The organism is Dryocola sp. LX212, from assembly GCA_041504365.1.
GTDB lineage: Bacteria > Pseudomonadota > Gammaproteobacteria > Enterobacterales > Enterobacteriaceae > Dryocola.
On sequence record CP167917.1, the window covers coordinates 3,687,300 to 3,705,537 of the forward strand.

An 18,238-nucleotide genomic window follows, 5' to 3' on the forward strand; every position below is an offset into this window, starting at 1 on the left:
ATTACGCCACAGCGCGAAGTGAAGAAAAAATATCGATTTCTCACTAGTCTATTCATATATGATATGGTTTTTTCTTTCGGTGGATGACGCTACGCTTATCCACCCTACGCACGGGCCGAATAAACAGATGCCAGCAGTCACGCTTCGCCATATCGAAATCTTCCACGCGGTGATGACCGCCGGGAACCTCACGGAGGCTGCGGGACTGCTGCACACCTCGCAGCCAACGGTCAGCCGCGAGCTGGCGCGTTTTGAGAAGCTGACAGGGCTACAGCTGTTCGAGCGCAGCCGCGGCCGCCTGCATCCCACCGTTCAGGGGCTGCGTCTGTTTGAAGAGGTTCAGCGTTCGTGGTACGGCCTGGATCGCATCGTCAGCGCGGCAGAAAGCCTGCGCGAGTTTCGCCAGGGCGAACTGTCAATCGCCTGCCTGCCGGTTTTCTCACAGTCTTTTCTGCCGCAGCTGGTGCAGCCTTTCCTGGCGCGCTATCCGGAACTGAGCCTGAATATTGTTCCGCAGGAATCACCGCTGCTGGAAGAGTGGCTGTCGGCCCAGCGCCACGATCTGGGGCTGACGGAGAATATTTCCACGCCTGCCGGAACGGAGCGCCAGACGCTGCTGACCTTGAACGAGGTATGCGTCCTGCCCGCCGGGCACCGGCTGGTACGCAAAGCGGAACTCACGCCGCAGGATTTTGCCGGGGAAAACTACATCAGCCTGTCGCGAACGGACAGCTACCGGCAGCTGCTGGATTCGTTATTTCAGGAGCACGAGGTAAAACGCAGAATGGTGGTGGAGACGCACAGCGCCGCTTCGGTTTGTGCGATGGTGCGGGCTGGAGCGGGCATCTCCGTCGTTAACCCGCTTACCGCTCTGGACTATGCCTCAGGCGGCGTGGTCGCCCGGCGCTTCAGCGTGGCGGTGCCTTTTACCGTGAGCCTGATCCGCCCACTACACCGCCCTGCCTCGGCGCTGGTCAGCGCTTTCAGCGAGCATATGCATGATTTCATGCATATCTTCAATGACCCGCTAAAAGCGCTGCTCGACGCCTGACTTATTGCTCGGTAGCCGGATGATGATGGCCGGTGCCGCTGCTGAAGTTGATCAGACAGATAATCAGCCCGATAACCGCCAGCCCCGCAGCGGCAACCGGTACGGCGGTTAGCCCATAACCGCGATCGATAACCGTACCGCCAACCCATGCCCCCAGCGCATTGCCGACGTTAAACGCGGCGATATTCAGCGTAGAGACCAGGTTTGGCGCATCTTTGCCATGCAGCACCACGTTGATTTGCAAAGCGGGAACGGTAGCAAACGCCGCCATCGCCCACAGGAAGAGCGTGATTTCAGCAAGCCACGCGCCGTGGCTCGTCCAGCGGAACAGCAGCGAGAAAATGGCGATAAACGTAAAGCTCAGGATCAGGCTTACGGAGACGCGCCAGTCCGCCAGACGCCCGCCCAGAATATTGCCCACCGTCAGGCCCGCCCCTATCAGGAACAGCGTCCAGCTCACGCCTTTATGGGTGATGCCGGTGACCTGGAGCAGCATCGGGGCGATATAGCTGAACAGCGCGAACATCGCCGCCGCAAAGAAAATTGTCATCGACAGGGAGAGCCACAGCTTACCGTTAGCCAGCGCGCTGACCTCACGCTTTAAGTCTGCGGGCGCCTCATCCTTCTGCGAAGGCAGGCTGACGATAAGCGCGATAAACGCCACGACGCCAATCACCGCTACGCCCCAGAACGTTGACCGCCAGCCGTACATCTGCCCAAACCAGGTGCCAATCGGCACGCCCAGCACGTTGGCAAGCGTCAGGCCGGTAAACATCAGCGCCACGGCGGAAGCCTTGCGGTTTGGCGCAACGAGGCCTGCGGCCACGACGGCACCAATCCCGAAGAAGGCCCCGTGGCAAAGCGCGGTAACGATGCGGGCGAGCATCAGGAAGTTATAAGAGATCGCCACGGCGCACAGCAGGTTGCCAATAATAAAAATCACCATCAGCAGGACAAGAGAGAGTTTTCGCGGCAGACGAGCCGTCAGCAGGGCCATAATCGGCGCCCCGATTGCCACGCCCAGGGCGTAGCCGCTGATCAGCCAGCCCGCAGTGGGGATCGAAATATGAAGATCCCCGGCCACGTCGGGCAGGAGGCCCATAATAACAAACTCCGTCGTGCCGATGGCAAACGCACTCATCGCCAGCGCGAGTAAGGAAACAGGCATGGAATAACTCCCGGTTGCAGAAAGGACAAAAGGCGGGCGAGTGAGAACTCTGACCGCCGGGTAGCGAGGATGTAGAGGTGCAGCTTATTGAAATTTTGTGCGCTGCTTAACAAATAAATAACACAAAAAACGCCGGGGATGACCCGACGTGACGTGAGGATACCGTAATTTACCGCTTAACATTATGAAATATTGAGAAAAATTATTCTGCAAGCATAAATTTAACCGCGTCCTCCGCATGAATGGCGGCGGTATCAAATACCGGCAGCGGGCAATCATTCTGTTGCAACAGCAGGCCAATCTCCGTGCAGCCAAAGATTACGCCCTGGGCGCCCTGATCCTGAAGGTCGGCAATAGCCTGCTGGTAGTAGCGTTTCGATTCCGCCGTGATTTTGCCCAGGCATAGTTCGTCGAAAATAATCTGGTTAATGCGCAGGCGCTGCGGCTCGTCAGGGATGAGCGAGGTGATGCCAAATTCAGCTTCCAGGCGACCGCGATAAAAATCCTGCTCCATGGTGTAGCGCGTACCGAACAGCGCCACCTGGCTCATGCCCTGCGCGGCTATCGCACGCCCCGTAGCATCGGCAATGTGCAAAAAAGGCAGGCCGCAGCGGGATTCGATATGCCCGGCAACTTTATGCATAGTGTTAGTACACAGCACGATGCCTTCGGCCCCGGCCTTCTGTAAACCCAGAGCCGCATCCGCCAGCATCTCGCCGGCTTTATCCCATTCCCCGCTTGACTGGCAGGCCTCAATTTCGTGGAAATCGACGCTGTGCAGGACGATCTTCGCCGAATGCAGTCCGCCAAGGCGGGTCTTTATCCCTTCGTTAATCAGGCGGTAATAGGGAATGGTGGACTCCCAGCTCATGCCGCCTAACAGGCCTATCGTTTTCATTCCTCGCCCCCTCTTCTTATTCATGTCTCTGGTTATATCAGAGGAAGCTCCCGACGGGAAAGCGTGATATCCGTGGCAGTTCCAGGCAATCGGCTATCTCAAAGTGCGATCTCATGTCATGATTATAAAAATGAAATGCCATTTCACATTATTCAGGAGCGACGATGTTTACCTTCATTAACGACACAAAGCTGGAAGACCTGGGGGCTGGCGTTACCCGCCGCGTACTCGCGAACGGCGGAAAAATGATGGCGGTGCAGGTGAATTTCGAAACCGGAGCCGTGGGGCCAATGCATAACCACCCTCACGAACAGCTAACATACGTGCTTTCCGGCGAGTTCGAATTCACCATTGGTGAAGAGGTGCATAAGGTTAAAGCCGGGGATACGCTTTATAAAGAGCCGCACGTGATGCACGGCTGCGTGTGTCTGGCCGCCGGTACGCTGCTGGATACCTTTACGCCGATTCGGGAAGATTTCTTTAGCTGAATAATCCGGAAAGGCTGATAACCAACCTTTCTCGCAGGTCGGATAAACGTAAGCGCCATCCGACACAAAAACTTAGCGGTGGATAGCGCTTACGCTTATCCACCCTGCAAAATCGGGATTAAATAATAGAATTCATATCCATTCGACGGCTGTTTAAAGCATGACGGGTCAGCACCATGCCAGCCGCCACAATCAGGCCAACCAGCGTGGCCAGCACCACCACTAAAGATTTACCCGGGCCGTCTTTCTTCACCGGCAGCGAAGGCTGCATCTGGTATTTAAACGGCTTAAAGTCCACCTCACCGACGTTTATTGCTTCCAGCTGGCTGACCAGATGCTCGCGATTCTGCACGGCAACGTTAAGCTGAGAAACGTCCTTAATCGACTCTTCAATTTTAAGCTTCTCTGCCAGCCCGTCAGAGCCCAGGGCGACCGAATAGTCCGGATCGTCTTTGATGGCCTGGCCGTTGCTGTAGACCGGTTTTTTAAGCCCGGCGGCGTTGGCGACCTGGAGCGAATAGCCCAGACGCTGCAGGTTAACGCTATGCTCATTTTCCAGCATGGAGCGGTCCAGCTTAAGCTTGTCTTTCTCAAAAACAATTTTGAGCTCCACCGCATCCTTTACTTCCTGGAGAATGCTTTTGTTCACTTCACCCACAATGAATTCAATGTAGTTTCTCAGCACCCTCTGAGCATTTTCAGCGTCCGGCGCGTTAAAACTTAGCGTCCAAGAAGAGTAAGGGGTTTCAGCCGTCTGTTTTGGATCCGCATTGTTCTGGGATTTGAATTTTTCAGAGACGTTAATAATGGCCTTGTGCAGCTCCGACGTATCCACTTCTTTATTTCTTAGCAGCACCTGCACGTATGGCGACGTTGAAAGAAAGCGTTCGCGCAGCGCCTGAGAATCGAATTTTTTCAGGAACATGTTAAATACGCTGGCGCTGTTAACTTTAGTCTCTACGCCCAGTACGCTCATGTTCACCATCGCCCGGCGCAGTTCGACCATCTGCTCATTCTCAGGTGCAGTGATGACGGCCTGGCTAGTCCACTTCTGGGGCAGAAGGAAACTAGCGATGACGCCACAAAGTGCAAAAATGAGCGTAATTCCAACGATCTGTTTGCGGGCTGCAAACAGCGTAGACAGCAGCGCCAGGAGGTCGATCTCCTCGTGGCTGGCGGGCTGGACTGGATAAATGAGAGCGCTCTCTAATTGTTGTGATTTCACTTCTATAGATGACATAACAAGCCGCTTAATGGTGTGGTGTGGTGAGAACAGGCCTATTTCGCCAGACGCGGAAAACCCTTACGCGTATGGCTGACGTAACAGGCAAAGTATCAGATGTTTTATAATGGAGAAATGCCGCATGTCTGTTCCTTGTGACGATCACTTTGACTGCTGAACAATGGTCGAAAAATACGCGTCTGAGCACCACCTCAACTACCTGCCGGGTGATGAAAGATCAGTAAAACTAAAAGTATTTTTTCGGGGAAATCCATTATTCCCAAGATAATTCTCAAACACAACTACCAGTTCTCGCACTATTAAATTTTTAAGAATCCAATGGATGACTTTTTCTTTTTTTCATGACGGCGGCAGGAAGAGGCTGAAATCACATCGGGAGTTAGGGGGAGTGAATGTTTAAAGGGGAGAACGTTGCGTAAAAAAGCCTCCCGATGAAGGGAGGCATAGAGCCTTCAAGGTCTTTATCGAGCCAGCCAGCCGCCGTCCACCGCGATGGTGTAGCCGTTGACGTAATCAGAAGCAGGTGAAGCCAGGAAGACAATTGGCCCCATCAGGTCGCTCGGCAACCCCCAACGGCCCGCCGGGATGCGGTCGAGGATTTCGCTGCTGCGCTGTTCATCGGCACGCAGCTGCTGGGTGTTATTAGTGGCCATGTAGCCCGGTGCAATAGCATTAACATTTATGCCGTGCTTCGCCCACTCGTTTGCCAGCAGACGGGTGACGCCCATGACCGCACTCTTAGAAGCGGTGTAGGAGGGCACCCGGATACCACCCTGGAAGGAGAGCATCGACGCAATATTGATGATTTTTCCGCCGTTGCCCTGGGCAATAAAGTGCTTCGCCGCCGCCTGAGCCATAAAGAAGACGCTTTTGATGTTCAGGTTCATGACGTCGTCCCAGTTTTGCTCGCTGAACTCAATGGCGTCTTCACGGCGAATCAGACCCGCATTGTTGACCAGGATGTCGATATGGCCAAACTCGGCAACGGCACGGTCCAGCAGCCCCGGAATACCGTCAATTTTACGCAGGTCAGTGGTCAGGCTGAGAAAACGGCGGCCCAGCGCCGTCACCTGCTCGATGGTGTCGGTCGGTTCAACAATATTAATACCCACAATATCGCAACCCGCCTGCGCAAGACCCAGCGCCATGCCCTGACCCAGACCCGTATCACAACCTGTGACAACAGCAACTTTACCCTCAAGGGAGAATGTATCCAGAATCATGTCGATTTCCTTTTTATTCGCGCCCGCATCAGGCAGGCACAGATGTTCAGTGCCGCCATACTAATCCTCTTGAAACGCCATTTCAATTATAAATAAAACGTTGTTTCATTTTTATTGGCAGAAGAGATCAAATTTGATACCGGGATCACGTCAGACCGGATTTAAGCCAGCAAAAAGCCCACCCCGGCAAACCGAAGGTGGGCTTTTCTGAGCGTATTAGTTTCTTCAGCTAATCGCGCTCGATGGCGAGAGCAACCCCCTGCCCGCCGCCGATACACAGCGTTGCCAGCCCTTTTTTCGCATCCCGTTTGACCATTTCATGCACCAACGAGACGAGGATCCGACAGCCGGACGCGCCGATCGGGTGGCCAAGCGCAATGGCTCCGCCGTTCACATTGACCTTGCGCTCATCCCACTCCAGCATCTTCCCTACCGAAAGCGCCTGCGCGGCAAACGCTTCATTCGCTTCGATTAAATCCAGCTCTTCCAGCGCCCAGCCTGCCCTTTCCAGGCAGCGGCGCGTGGCCGTGACGGGGGCGATCCCCATCAGCGCCGGATCGACGCCGACGCTGGCAAAGGCCCGGATGCGCGCCAGAACGGGCAGTCCCAGCTCTTCGGCTTTTGCGGCGCTCATCATTAAGACGGCCGCTGCGCCATCGTTTATAGAAGAGGCGTTGCCTGCCGTAACGCTGCCGGCACTATCAAACGCCGGGCTCAGCCGGGCCAGGGCCTCCGCACTGGCGTCCGTCCGGGGCTGCTCATCGGTATCCACCAGCACCGTCGCTCCCGGGCGCAGCTCTACAGGCACCGGTACGATTTCGTCTTTGAAGCGGCCCGCATCAATGGCAGCGCGAGCCTTCTGCTGCGAGGCCAGCGCGAACGCATCCTGCCGTTCACGGCTGATATCGTATTCGCGGGCGAGATTTTCTGCGGTGACGCCCATGTGGTAATCGTTAAACGCATCCCACAGTCCGTCGTGCACCAGGCTGTCGATAAGCTGGCTGTTGCCCAGCCCCGCGCCGGTACGGCTGTTGGCAAGAACATGCGGAGCGCGGCTCATGTTTTCCTGACCGCCCGCTATCACCACGTCCGCTTCGCCACACTGGATCGCCTGGGTAGCAAGATGCAGCGCTTTCAGGCCGGATCCGCAGACGTCATTAATGGTAATCGCCGACACGGACCACGGCAGGCCGCTATTAAGAGCTGTTTGTCGTGCAGGGTTTTGTCCGGCGCCGGCGGTTAATACCTGTCCCAGAATCACCTCGTCAACTTCCTGCTCGCTTACGCCGCTACGTTCAAGCAGGGCCTTTACTACAGCGCTCCCCAACTCTGCGGCGCTACGCGGAGAAAGCGCCCCCTGGAAGCAGCCAATGGGGGTGCGCGCCGCCCCAACAATCACCACATCTTTCATTGTCCGCTCCGCAAAATGCTAATAGGGTTTCAAGAGCGCATATCATGCGGCAACATTAATAGATTGTTAATGCCGGTTTTTGGGAATGGTTAGATGCAAAGCCGGGTGTAAGATGCAAATAGTCATTATATTCAACTTATTAAATTATTTATCTGCCGTTTCGCTGGGGAATATTTCTTCACAACCAGTGAAGGGCATCACAAATAAATAACAAGGAAAGCCGGATGAACCAGTACGTTCAGGAAACGATCGACGCCCATATTGCCATTGAAAACTGGCTGGGCGCGGGTAAAGGGGATTTAAAAGCGCTGCTTAACCGCTTCTCTCCAGCATTTTCTATGGTGACGCCGGGCGGGGCAAGGCTGGATTATTCAGCGCTTTGTGCCTTCTTTGAAGGGCAGCAAGGAGCCAGGCCCGGGCTAAAAATCGAGCTGGAAGAGATAAAAGTCGTGGCGGAGTGGTCTACCGGTGCGATCATAAGCTACAGCGAACAGCAAAGCCTGCCGGGATCTGAGCCTACGCTGCGTCATTCAACGGCAGTCTTTACCTCAGGGCTACTCTGGCTCCGGCTGCACGAGACGGCGGCTTAACCGGGTTCGATCCCCTCCTCGCGAAGGGAGCTTCTCTACTTCCGGCGAGTTTTCTTCTCCTGATACATCGCCTCGTCGGCGGCGCGCAGCGCCATATCCGGACTAACGTCGCCGGGATTTATCGCCACTGCGCCGATACTCGGGCCGCCGTATTTGATCGTCAATGAGTGCAGGCTATAGTCGCCGGTCAGCAGGGCGGCCAGCCGCGTTTTAAAAGCTCTGGCCGCATCCTGGGCGTCAGCGTAGTTTGTCGGCCCGGCTCCGGCAACGATAAACTCGTCCCCGCCAACCCGCCCCAGTATTTCATCGTAGCGCACGCCTGCTTTTAGCCGCTCGCCAACCGCGCACAGGAACTCATCCCCCGCGTCGTGACCGTAAACATCATTGATTTGCTTAAAATCATCCAGGTCGGCAAAGGCTACCAGCACATAGCGGGCGTCGAGTTTCGCTCGGGTAAAGAGCTGCGGAAGCTGGTCAAACACCGCGCGACGATTCGGCAGGCCCGTCAGATCGTCGGTATAGCTGGAAGTGGTCAGCGCAGCGTTGGCCTGCTGTAGTTTTTTCATCAGCTGCTCATTCTGGATCTGCTGGGCGATAAGCTGGGCAAATAGCTGGAGCACCTGCTCGCTGCGCTCGGACAGCTCGCGCTGCTCGGAGCTGGCGGCACAAAGCGTACCGTAAAGCGAGCCATCGGCCAGCCTCACGGGTGTGCTGACATAGGTGGTTATCCCCAGCACCTTCGCCGCCTCGGAATCGCCCCAGATACCCGCCACGTCGCAGGTATATCGCCGCCCTTCATCCAGCGCACGCTTGCACAACGTGTCGCCCCAAGGTACGGACAGCCCCTCCGGGATCTGCATGTGCCTGCTGTTACGGGAAAAAAGGATATGCTGCTGGCTGCCGTCCGGCTCCACGCGGGTCAGGTAGGTGGACTCCATGTTGGTCACCAGCTCAAGCATTTCCAGCAGCTGGCGGACAAGCCCCTCAAGCGTGTATTCAGATTCTAACGCGCTTGAAATGCGCTCAATAAGATTGTCAGACATTAAACGGGAACACCTTCATCCGGTAGCACAGGCAGGCAACAAGCCTCAGAGCTACGCTTTTAACATATATTTAGCCTGAATTCTGCCCCCCAGCTATGGCGTTAATCCGGAACATGGATGGGGTGGAGCATGACGCCCTTCCTCCTTTGGCGCTTCTGAACGTTGTTCTACGTTGAAACACTGCGCTGGAGGATATTTGCACTAATGCCCAATTTAGGGGGCAGATAAATAAAAAGGCCGATCTGACGATCGGCCTCTTAGCAGGTTAGCTATCAAAAAATTAAGCGCTGGCCACCGGCTTTTGCTCCGTCTTCACCTGCGCGTTTTCCAGCATACGACGCACCGGCACAATCAGAACTAACAGCACCGCCGCGCAGATCAGCAGCGCAACGGAACAGCGGGCGAAGAGATCCGGCAGCATGTCCAGCTGGTCGGCCTTAACGTGCCCGCCAATCAGGCCCGCCGCCAGGTTACCCAGCGCGCTGGCGCAGAACCACAGCCCCATCATCTGGCCGCGCATTCTTTCCGGGGCCAGCAGCGTCATGGTCGCAAGCCCAATCGGGCTCAGGCAAAGTTCGCCGAGCGTCAGCATCAGGATGCTTCCCACCAGCCAGAACGGCGATACGCCTGCCCCGCCGCTGTTCAGCACGTTCTGCGCGGCCAGCATCATGATCCCAAAGCCTGCGGCGGCACACAAAATGCCGATCACGAACTTGGTGATGCTGCTCAGACGCACGTTTTTCCGCGCCATTGCCGGCCATGCCCAGCTAAACACCGGCGCCAGCAGGATAATAAACAGGGCGTTAATCGACTGGAACCACACGGCTGGAATTTCAAAGTCGCCAATCATACGGTTGGTGTAGTCGTTGGCGAACAGGTTAAACGAGGTTGGCTTCTGTTCAAATGCTGACCAGAAGAATGCGGCTGAGACCAGCAGGATAAAGCACACCAGCAGCCTGGCGCGCTCTTTGCGGTTCAGCCCGGCAAACACAAACAGATAGATAAAATACAGGGCCACCGAGGCGGCAATCACATAGACCAGCACGCTGGCAACCGCCACGGGGTTAACCACAATCACGCCCTGTGCAATAAGCGTCACGATTACCGCCACGCCAACCGCCAGCGCCAGCAGCCAGGCCCCGACCCCGTTCTTCTTCGCCACCGGGTTGTTCCAGGTTGAATCCAGGCCGACCTCAGCGTCGTAGCGTTTCATCGCCGGGACGGCAAAGAGGCGGAAGATGACCAGCGCCACCAGCATCCCAATACCGCCGATGCCAAAGCCCCAGTGCCAGCCGTGAGTTTTTATCAGCCAGCCGGAAATCAGCGGCGCGATAAACGAACCCATGTTAATGCCCATATAAAACAGTGAGAAACCACCGTCGCGGCGCGCATCGCCTTTTTTGTACAGCGTCCCTACCATCACCGAAATACAGGTTTTGAAGAGGCCGGAGCCGAGAACGATAAACATCAGGCCGATGAAGAACAGGCTGTCGCCCAGCATGGCGGACAGCGCTATCGACAGATGGCCGAGGGCGATCAGTATCGAACCGTACCACACCGCACGCTGCTGGCCGAGCCAGTTATCCGCCAGCCAGCCGCCGGGAAGCGCTGCCAGATACATGCTGCCAGCGAAGATCCCGACGATGGCCGAGGCGTTTTCGCGCGCCAGCCCCATACCGCCGTCGTAAACGGTCGCCGCCATAAACAGGATCAGCAGCGGGCGAATGCCGTAGAACGAGAAACGCTCCCACATTTCGGTAAAGAACAGCGAGCCCAGAGGATAAGGATGGCCGAAGAAAGTTCGACCTTCGTTTTTATTAACAGAGGAATGCATAAAATCTCCAGCGAGGTAGGTCGTTGTGTCTGTAAGCAATGAAATATCCGGCGGCTGGGGGAAGATGCCGCTCTCTAACAGTCGCTCACGTATTATTTAACCATTTGATAACTGAACGGTGGTTTTGTCTAGTGCCAACCCGAACACTTTAAGTTGAAAAGTCGACAATCGTCTCTTTTTATAGATTTTCTGTCGGCTGCGCGGGGATAGACTTTGACATTATGCAGGAGGATCGCATCATGTCCCAAAAGATCCTGCGTCGGCGGTGGCAGGCCTCTCCTTATAAAACCGTAAACCCTCCAAAGTTAAGCGGTACAGTAAAGTTTAATCTCACCCCGATTTCTAAGTGATTGCTCGATCTTCGCTACCCATTTTTCAGGACAAGGGTAAACCCGGCTTTCGGTACTGATCCGGTTCGGAGATACGCGGCGGATTAACCGATGCAATGATTTAACATGCGCTATTCAACATGACCTGACTGTTTTTCCCGTTCGGAATTCAACATCATCGGCAATTTGTCGATAAGTCGCCTTATACATCCTTGGATCCTCTGGTTGATAACATTCACGCACGATGCCGTAGCTCAGTCGGTTGCGGAGGTAATTCCCCATCTTTAGCTGAGTGGAGTCAGTCCATCATCCGCATTCATGAGTCTGCCAAATAAGGGCAATCAGGGGTGCTAAATAATTAACGCTGACAACTCAGATATGATTGAACGGCAAACGTAACAGAGGGTGTAATCTTGAAGACAATCTTAAAAACGCTGGCCATCTGCGTAATGGCGGGTGGTTTGGTGGCTCAGTCGGTATACGCCGAGCCGCTGGTCATTCAGGAACAGGGAAGTTTTTCTGCTGGTGGCACCGTCATCACCGCACCAGGAACATTTGACGCGAAAAAGCCGCTGGATTCAGCTGGCCAAACCTATCATGGCGATCATGCCTCAGTGTTCTACCAAATTCCGGAAAATCCGCATAAATACCCTATCGTCATGCTGCACGGCGCAGGTCAGTTCTCCCGTACCTGGGAAAGTACTCCGGATGGTCGTGAAGGTTTCCAGAACATATTCCTGCGTCGTGGATTCTCAACCTATCTTGTCGATCAGCCACGCCGGGGCAGCGCCGGGCGCACGACGGTAGAAGGTACGGTTACGCCAAAACCAGATGAGCAGATGTGGTTCAACCAGTTCCGCGTTGGCGTGTGGCCAGAGTATTTTAAGGGCGTTCAATTCTCTCACGACAAAAAAGCACTGAATCAGTATTTCCGTCAGATGACCCCAAATACCGGGCCGTTTGATATCAATGGTATCTCTGATGCGATGTCCGCAGTAGTGGATAAATCCGGCCCGGCGATCCTCTTCACCCACTCTCAGGGGGGCGGACCAGGCTGGTATACGGCGATGAAAAACGACAAGGTCAAAGCCATTGTCGCCTTTGAGCCTGGAAGCAGCTTTGTCTTCCCGGAAAAAGAACTCCCTGCCCCTATGCGAAGTGCATTCGACACGCTGAAAGGTGAGCCTGTGCCAATGGAGCAGTTTATGGCACTGACCAAAATCCAGATTCTGATTATTTATGGCGATAACATACCGGATAAGCCTGTCGCCATGCCCGCGCAGGACAGCTGGCGCGTACGTCTGGCGATGGCTCGCGAGTGGCGTGACGTGACGTGGTGAATAAGCATGGCGGGGATGTGACGGTAACGCATCTGCCAGAAGTGGGAATCAAAGGGAATACCCACTTCCCGTTTTCTGACCTCAATAATGTGCAGATTGCTGATTTAGTGAGTAAATTCCTGAAAGAGAAAGATCTGCAATAGGAAGAGCCAGTATTGAGCCTTCACTAGTGAAGGCTCAATATAAACATCAGTTTTATCAAAAAATAAAATGAGAACGTGACGGTCTACTTTGAGCGAAAAGCGGAAGTTTGCTTTCAGGTAACCTAACCCGCATACCAGAGGATCGCTAAAAGAGAATGGTTCGTTTAAGGGGTATATTTACACCGACGTCGTCGGTGAGAATGAAAAGACATCCATAAAGACTAAAATCGTCATCAGATGCCTGGCATATGGAAATGTGTCACCTATCCGAATTTCTCTCTATGTCACTGAAGATCAAAAAAAGTCAAAGCAAGATTGAAAAACCGCGTATGCGGCTTTTCTTTAATGCAGAAGGGTAGAGAGATTTACGCCTTTCGGATCAACAGCAAAGAGGAGAGTTATGAGCAATAGGTCATTTGTTGGTATGTTGAATGAGGGTGATAAGCCCCGGAAGCTCTCTTTCTATGTCCTCCCTGCGCAGTACAGCTACTGCCATATTCCCCTTATCAACTACACTAATCAATCCTGTTTCACGTAGTACCTTAAAGTGATGTGAGCGTGTGGCACGCGTTACCGTCAACCCAAAAGTGGAACAATGGCGCTCAGCTCCCGGCTGGTCGGCCAGCAATTCACGCACGATCAACAGTCTCACCGGGTCAGCCAGCGCTTTGAAAACCTTAATAATATCAAGAGTATTTTGCTCCATAGTGCTCTCTTTTTTCATGGCAAATCCTAATTTGTAAGTTCATTACAACATTTTATTGACAAAACTCCTACATATCATCAATCTTAACGAACGTTAGATGGACATCTAACGTATCACGATGCCCATCATCAGTCGGCGAGTTTAGCCATATCTGACTGCGTCTGGTGGAGCTGTATTCATCCAAGAAAATTGATTGAGGTTACGGGATTTCCATGTCTTTTACTGAAAGTGCAGTCGATGAGTTGATCATCGAGACCGGTTCGTATAACTATCAAAGTACGATACCTAAGTCGTGTGTTCATCGTGCAGCGATAGGGGAGGTTTTTTTAACGGACATCAGGAAGATTAACGATAATAAATATATTACTGCTGGATACCTTCCCAAATCTCATATTTACTTTAATGACCTGAACTCTAACGTCACTGGCAAAAAAGTTTATGATGCAATTCTCCTCCTGGAGATATGTCGCCAGTCCTCTATTTACGTCACACACAATTTCTTTGATGTACCTTATAGTGCTAAGTTTGTATTTGATGATGCCGATTTCACATTACTGGAAAGCGAAATAGAGTATAAAGAAAGCTGTTCAAATGTCATCATCGAAGTCAACGTCATTGAACGTAAACACAGAAAAATGACATTGACCGGCCTTATATTCCAAATGGACATTTATGTGGACGGCAATCTTTGTGCACGGAAAGAGATGAATATTTCATGGATGGAAGTCCTTAAATGGAATCGCCTGCGTAGTAATAGGCCCCAAGAATGTTACAATACTATGATTCACCAACGGGCATCAGCTCTCTCTGTGGGCCGCCAGTTGCCGCTGAACGTCGTGATAAGCAATATCCAGTTGAACAAAGATACAGGTACTACGACGCTGGTCATTGATCAGAATCATCCCTCCATATTCGATCACCATCTGGATCATGTGCCTGGAATGTTATTAATAGAAGCCTTCAGGCAGACAGCAATAGTCACCATGCAGCACTATTTTGATACATTGAATGACCATCTGGTTATTAGTCGCTACAGAATTAACTTTCAACGCTTTTGTGAATTCAACCTCCCTGTGTACTGTCATATTGATGTTGGTAATATATTAAATACAAAAAATGAAGAGCACATCATTATTCCAATGATCATTTCTCAGGGCGATAATGTCATCTCGCAGGCTGAGCTAACTGTTACAAACAAAAAATAAGACGTAAGCATATCATATGAAAATAATCTGGTTTGATTTTGGCGGTGTGCTATCTCCGTCTATCCCTGAACTGTTCGATTCTTATTATGAAAAAACCGGCATCCCTGCGCAGTTGTTACATAAGGCAATGAAATCAGTTGCAGATGAAATGAATATGGATGTTCTGGCCCCTATCGAAATAGCAGCGATTACTGAGCAGGAATGGGGAACAAAACTTCGAAAACATCTGCAGACAATTGCACCAGAGATTGATTTATCAAAAGCCAGACTCGAGCACTTTGGTGAACAATGGTTTGATGGTATTAAGCCTAATCCTCACATGATCGCGTTATTCCATCAGGTCAGATCTTCCGGCCTGAAAGCCGGTATTCTCACCAATAATGTGGTGGAATGGGAAAGTCACTGGAAGCGCGTTGTGGGTATCACCGATCAGGCAGATATTATCATTGATTCCTGCAAGATTGGTTTCCGTAAGCCTCAGTCTGAAATTTTCGTTATTGCAGCCCGTGAGGCCGGCGTCCGGCCTGAAGAGTGCCTGCTGATTGATGATGTTGAGGATAACTGTTCAGCTGCAAATCAGATGGGCTGGAAGAGTGTCCACTTCCGCGAAAGCGCCAGTGTAGTGGCGCAAGTCAGTGACTTATTGCTGACAAGGGAGGGCGCGATGATATGACTCTCTTGACAATATGGCCATCAGTGACGGATATCCCGCATTACGACTGTACCCCAGGGTACGAAGTGCTGGTTCCGGCAACTTATCAACAGCCGGGTAAAATACGACTTCTCAGCGGACATGAAGCCTGGCATGTCATCAATTATCATGAGGTCAAAAAAATACTGACCAGCAATGCCTGCCTCCGGGCACCCTCCAACCTGCCTGATGCCCCCAGTATTTTACCGACCCTGACCCCAAAAGATTTACTGCTGAATCTTGATTTTCCCCATCATTCACGCATGAAGCGTTTTGTGGCAAAGGATTACAGTGCCAGTAGTCTGGCATGGCTTATTCCTCATACAAAAGATGCGATAGAAACACTTTGGCATCATGTCAAAGACTACCGGGAATTCGATTTATATCAGGAGGTGCTTGATCCACTGGCAGTGCAAATCAACTGTCTGTTACTGGGGATCCCTGTTGAAGAAAAAGATTATTTCCGTGTGTTGAGCGTAACGGTCCAAAAAGCCAGTGCACATAAGGTGGATGAACTTATCACCCGGTTTACGGAATTGTACGAATATCTTTTCGAACATGTCAGAGGTCTTCGCCCGCACAGTGAAGAGGGGATGATCGCACGATTTATGTCTATGCGGGACAGTTCATCGCCCCCATTGAGTGACGAAGAACTTACTGCACTTCTGCTCGGATCATTATTGGGTGGTGACCAGAATACGCTCACGGTAATGACCAAAATATTCTATGCCATGCTGTTCACTGGCAGCTTATGGAAACAGGTTGTTGCGTATCCAGATACGACAGAGCAGGTGGTGAATGAACTGATCCGCCTGACCAACCTCGGAACTGCATCAGCCTTCCCGCGTATTTGCTCAGAGCCGGTAGAACTGGCCAGCGTCTGCATCCCGGCCGGCGCGACAATTTATCCGGACGTCTATCTTGCTAACCGTGATCCTTCAGTTTATGCCGAACCACGGGTTATCGATCCTTTCCGCGATGGACCACGACATTTGCAGTTTGGGTATGGCATGCACCATTGCATGGGCCAGGAACTGGCAAAACTGGAAATTTGTGCTGCCATCCGGACGATTGCACAGCTTGCCCCTGATTTAAAATTGTCAGCTGAAATCCCGCCAGAAAATTATCAGTGGGATGAGGGGATCATCCTCCGGAGACCAGCCCAACTTCCGGTGTGTCTTACCGGTATTACAGAAAAGGTTAACTAATGCAAACCCAAGCTCTTGAAGCAAAATCTTCTTCAACCCTCACCCTGCTTTGCATTCTGATCGCGGTGTTTGTGGTTCCGACATCCATTTCAGGCACTGCCATAGCACTGCCCGCCATCAGCGCCAGTCTGCATCCACAAACGGCATCCCTGCAATGGGTCGTTAATGCATTTAACCTGACTTTTGCCAGTTTTACTCTGGCCTGGGGAGGACTGGCAGATGTCTTTGGCAGTAAGCGCACATTTGTTACCGGATGCATACTCTATTTCCTCGCCTCCGTGTTATCGTGGTGTGCCGGAAATATCTATGTTCTTGATGCGGCCCGTGCTCTGGCAGGTATTGGCGGCGCTGCAATATTTTCCTGTGGCAGCGCTATCCTGATCCAGACCTTCAGTGGTGTAAAACGCACACGCGCCTTTGCACTGTTCGGTACGACGGCCGGGCTGGGAATTACTTTTGGTCCGACGCTCTCTGGCTGGTTGCTGGGTATCGCTGGCTGGCGGGAAATTTTCCTCATCCATGCTCTTTCCCTGTTTGTCGTGCTGATCCTGAGTACTTCAGTTTCTGGTGCATCAAAGAAAATAGATAAGCTCACTTTCGATTTCTACGGTATCGTACTGTTTATTATTGCTTTATTCCTGATAATGAGTGGTATTACCCAAGGAGCTGAACTCGGCTGGACCAGCAACACCACAATTATCCAGTTGGGTCTGGGATGTAGTGTTTTCCTTGCATTCGTGGTCGCAGAGAAAAAAGCCGCCAGCCCGGTTATCAATTTTGCTCTGTTGGGAAATCAATTTTTCCTGTCTTTAATTCTGATCCCGGTAGTGGCAAGTTTCTGTTTTGTTACGCTGTTGACCTGGTTCCCGACCTGGCTGATTGCGGTTAAAAACCTCTCACCTGTGGAGTCGGGGCTGGTTATGTTAGCCCTGACTGCGCCGGTGCTTGTTTTACCAATAATCGCCGGCAAACTCGTAACCCGCGGCATTCCAGCCAGTTTCCTGCTGATCGTCAGCCTGTTCCTGTTTGTCGGCGGGCTGGGTCTCCTTTGGATCTTCAGTCATGATGTGATGCCACTGCCACGGATCCTGCTCTGTCTGTTGCTGGTCGGAGCCGGAATGGGGCTTTCTGCTGGCCTTGTTGACGGGATTGCCCTTAGCGCCGTTGAGCCTCAGGAAGTCGGACGAGCGGCAGGGATCCTTAATACGTTCAGACTGGGCAGTGAGGCTATCGCCGTAGCAGTCTACGGCTCGCTGATGTCAGGCAGTATTTCCCGCTTCCTTTCATCGCAACCGACACCAGAGGGTATGAACGCTAAGCAGTATCTTGCCGATGTGGTATCAGGCAGTACGCCTGCGGCAGTACGGGGGGACTGGTTTGAAAGCATCTATACCCTGGCTTTCACTCATACCCTGCAGGTAATGCTGATCATTGCTCTGATTATTTCACTCTCAGTGATATTCATGTTACAAAATCGTTCCGTTGGAGCAGACCATTAAATCAGTCCGATACGCTCCGCTCCAATGAGTCCTGAGAACATATGCTGCTTTCTGAGTAAGCCCGTCTGAATGACGGACTTACTCATCTACTTCACCTTGTCTCCCCGTTTCAGCCTCGCTCCCCACTCAAATTCCCGAACGTTATTCGTCACCCGGACTGCACCGACA

Annotated in this window: 15 protein-coding genes and 1 pseudogene; 8 read left to right on the plus strand and 8 right to left on the minus strand. The window is 52.5% G+C overall.

What is annotated here, in order from left to right; all coding sequences use genetic code 11:
- Positions 1-127 precede the first annotated feature (127 nt).
- Positions 128-1,051 (plus strand): LysR family transcriptional regulator, encoded by a 924-nt coding sequence (locus ACA108_17695; protein ID XEX95161.1) that lies wholly within the window; start codon positions 128-130, stop codon positions 1,049-1,051.
- A gap of 1 nt (position 1,052) precedes the next feature.
- On the opposite strand, the gene ACA108_17700 is transcribed toward ACA108_17695, so the two are convergent.
- Both ACA108_17700 and ACA108_17705 read right to left on the minus strand, forming a co-directional pair.
- On the minus strand, positions 1,053-2,219 hold the full coding sequence (locus ACA108_17700; protein XEX95162.1) for an MFS transporter: 1,167 nt from the start codon (positions 2,217-2,219) through the stop codon (positions 1,053-1,055).
- Positions 2,220-2,421: 202 nt separating this feature from the next.
- The gene (locus tag ACA108_17705) at positions 2,422-3,117 is read right to left on the minus strand and encodes an aspartate/glutamate racemase (GenBank protein ID XEX95163.1); all 696 of its coding nucleotides are present in this window, start codon (positions 3,115-3,117) and stop codon (positions 2,422-2,424) included.
- Between the two features lie 164 nt (positions 3,118-3,281).
- Here ACA108_17705 and ACA108_17710 point away from each other — a divergent pair, with 164 nt between their 5' ends.
- Positions 3,282-3,605 (plus strand): cupin domain-containing protein, encoded by a 324-nt coding sequence (locus tag ACA108_17710; GenBank protein ID XEX95164.1) that lies wholly within the window; start codon positions 3,282-3,284, stop codon positions 3,603-3,605.
- A 118-nt stretch (positions 3,606-3,723) separates the two neighbouring features.
- Here ACA108_17710 and wzz(fepE) read toward each other — a convergent pair whose 3' ends face one another.
- The 3 genes from wzz(fepE) to ACA108_17725 all read right to left on the minus strand — a co-directional run bounded on the left by wzz(fepE) (position 3,724) and on the right by ACA108_17725 (position 7,482).
- Positions 3,724-4,845, minus strand: coding sequence for an LPS O-antigen length regulator Wzz(fepE) (gene wzz(fepE), locus ACA108_17715; protein XEX95165.1), 1,122 nt, complete (start codon positions 4,843-4,845; stop codon positions 3,724-3,726).
- A 464-nt stretch (positions 4,846-5,309) separates the two neighbouring features.
- The gene (gene kduD, locus ACA108_17720) at positions 5,310-6,071 is read right to left on the minus strand and encodes a 2-dehydro-3-deoxy-D-gluconate 5-dehydrogenase KduD (protein XEX95166.1); all 762 of its coding nucleotides are present in this window, start codon (positions 6,069-6,071) and stop codon (positions 5,310-5,312) included.
- Between the two features lie 229 nt (positions 6,072-6,300).
- On the minus strand, positions 6,301-7,482 hold the full coding sequence (locus ACA108_17725) for an acetyl-CoA C-acetyltransferase (GenBank protein XEX95167.1): 1,182 nt from the start codon (positions 7,480-7,482) through the stop codon (positions 6,301-6,303).
- Positions 7,483-7,706: 224 nt separating this feature from the next.
- On the opposite strand from ACA108_17725, the gene ACA108_17730 reads away from it, so the two are divergent.
- A complete protein-coding gene (locus ACA108_17730) occupies positions 7,707-8,072 on the plus strand; it encodes a DUF4440 domain-containing protein (GenBank protein XEX95168.1) in 366 nt (121 codons plus the stop codon).
- Between the two features lie 35 nt (positions 8,073-8,107).
- Here the strand turns inward: ACA108_17730 and ACA108_17735 are convergent, their stop codons facing one another.
- Positions 8,108-9,115, minus strand: a complete 1,008-nt coding sequence (locus ACA108_17735) for a sensor domain-containing diguanylate cyclase (protein XEX95169.1) — start codon at positions 9,113-9,115, stop codon at positions 8,108-8,110.
- Positions 9,116-9,395: 280 nt separating this feature from the next.
- Positions 9,396-10,949 carry a peptide MFS transporter gene (locus tag ACA108_17740; GenBank protein ID XEX95170.1) on the minus strand — a complete coding sequence of 518 codons (1,554 nt, stop codon included), beginning with the start codon at positions 10,947-10,949 and terminating at the stop codon, positions 9,396-9,398.
- Positions 10,950-11,691: 742 nt separating this feature from the next.
- On the opposite strand from ACA108_17740, the pseudogene ACA108_17745 reads away from it, so the two are divergent.
- Positions 11,692-12,761: pseudogene (locus ACA108_17745) on the plus strand (alpha/beta fold hydrolase).
- Between the two features lie 412 nt (positions 12,762-13,173).
- Here ACA108_17745 and ACA108_17750 read toward each other — a convergent pair.
- Positions 13,174-13,485 carry an ArsR/SmtB family transcription factor gene (locus ACA108_17750; GenBank protein ID XEX95171.1) on the minus strand — a complete coding sequence of 104 codons (312 nt, stop codon included), beginning with the start codon at positions 13,483-13,485 and terminating at the stop codon, positions 13,174-13,176.
- A 194-nt stretch (positions 13,486-13,679) separates the two neighbouring features.
- Between ACA108_17750 and ACA108_17755 the strand changes: the two genes are divergently transcribed.
- The 4 genes from ACA108_17755 (at position 13,680) to ACA108_17770 (ending at position 18,070) form a co-directional block, all read left to right on the plus strand.
- Positions 13,680-14,672, plus strand: a complete 993-nt coding sequence (locus tag ACA108_17755; GenBank protein XEX95172.1) for an AfsA-related hotdog domain-containing protein — start codon at positions 13,680-13,682, stop codon at positions 14,670-14,672.
- A gap of 16 nt (positions 14,673-14,688) precedes the next feature.
- Entirely contained in the window at positions 14,689-15,345 is a 657-nt protein-coding gene (locus tag ACA108_17760) for an HAD family hydrolase (protein XEX95173.1), read from the plus strand.
- Between the two features lie 65 nt (positions 15,346-15,410).
- On the plus strand, positions 15,411-16,571 hold the full coding sequence (locus ACA108_17765) for a cytochrome P450 (protein ID XEX95174.1): 1,161 nt from the start codon (positions 15,411-15,413) through the stop codon (positions 16,569-16,571).
- Complete coding sequence (locus ACA108_17770) at positions 16,571-18,070, plus strand: MFS transporter (GenBank protein XEX95175.1); 1,500 nt, start codon at positions 16,571-16,573, stop codon at positions 18,068-18,070. The genes ACA108_17765 and ACA108_17770 overlap by 1 nt, the downstream gene beginning before the upstream one ends.
- Positions 18,071-18,238 lie beyond the last annotated feature (168 nt).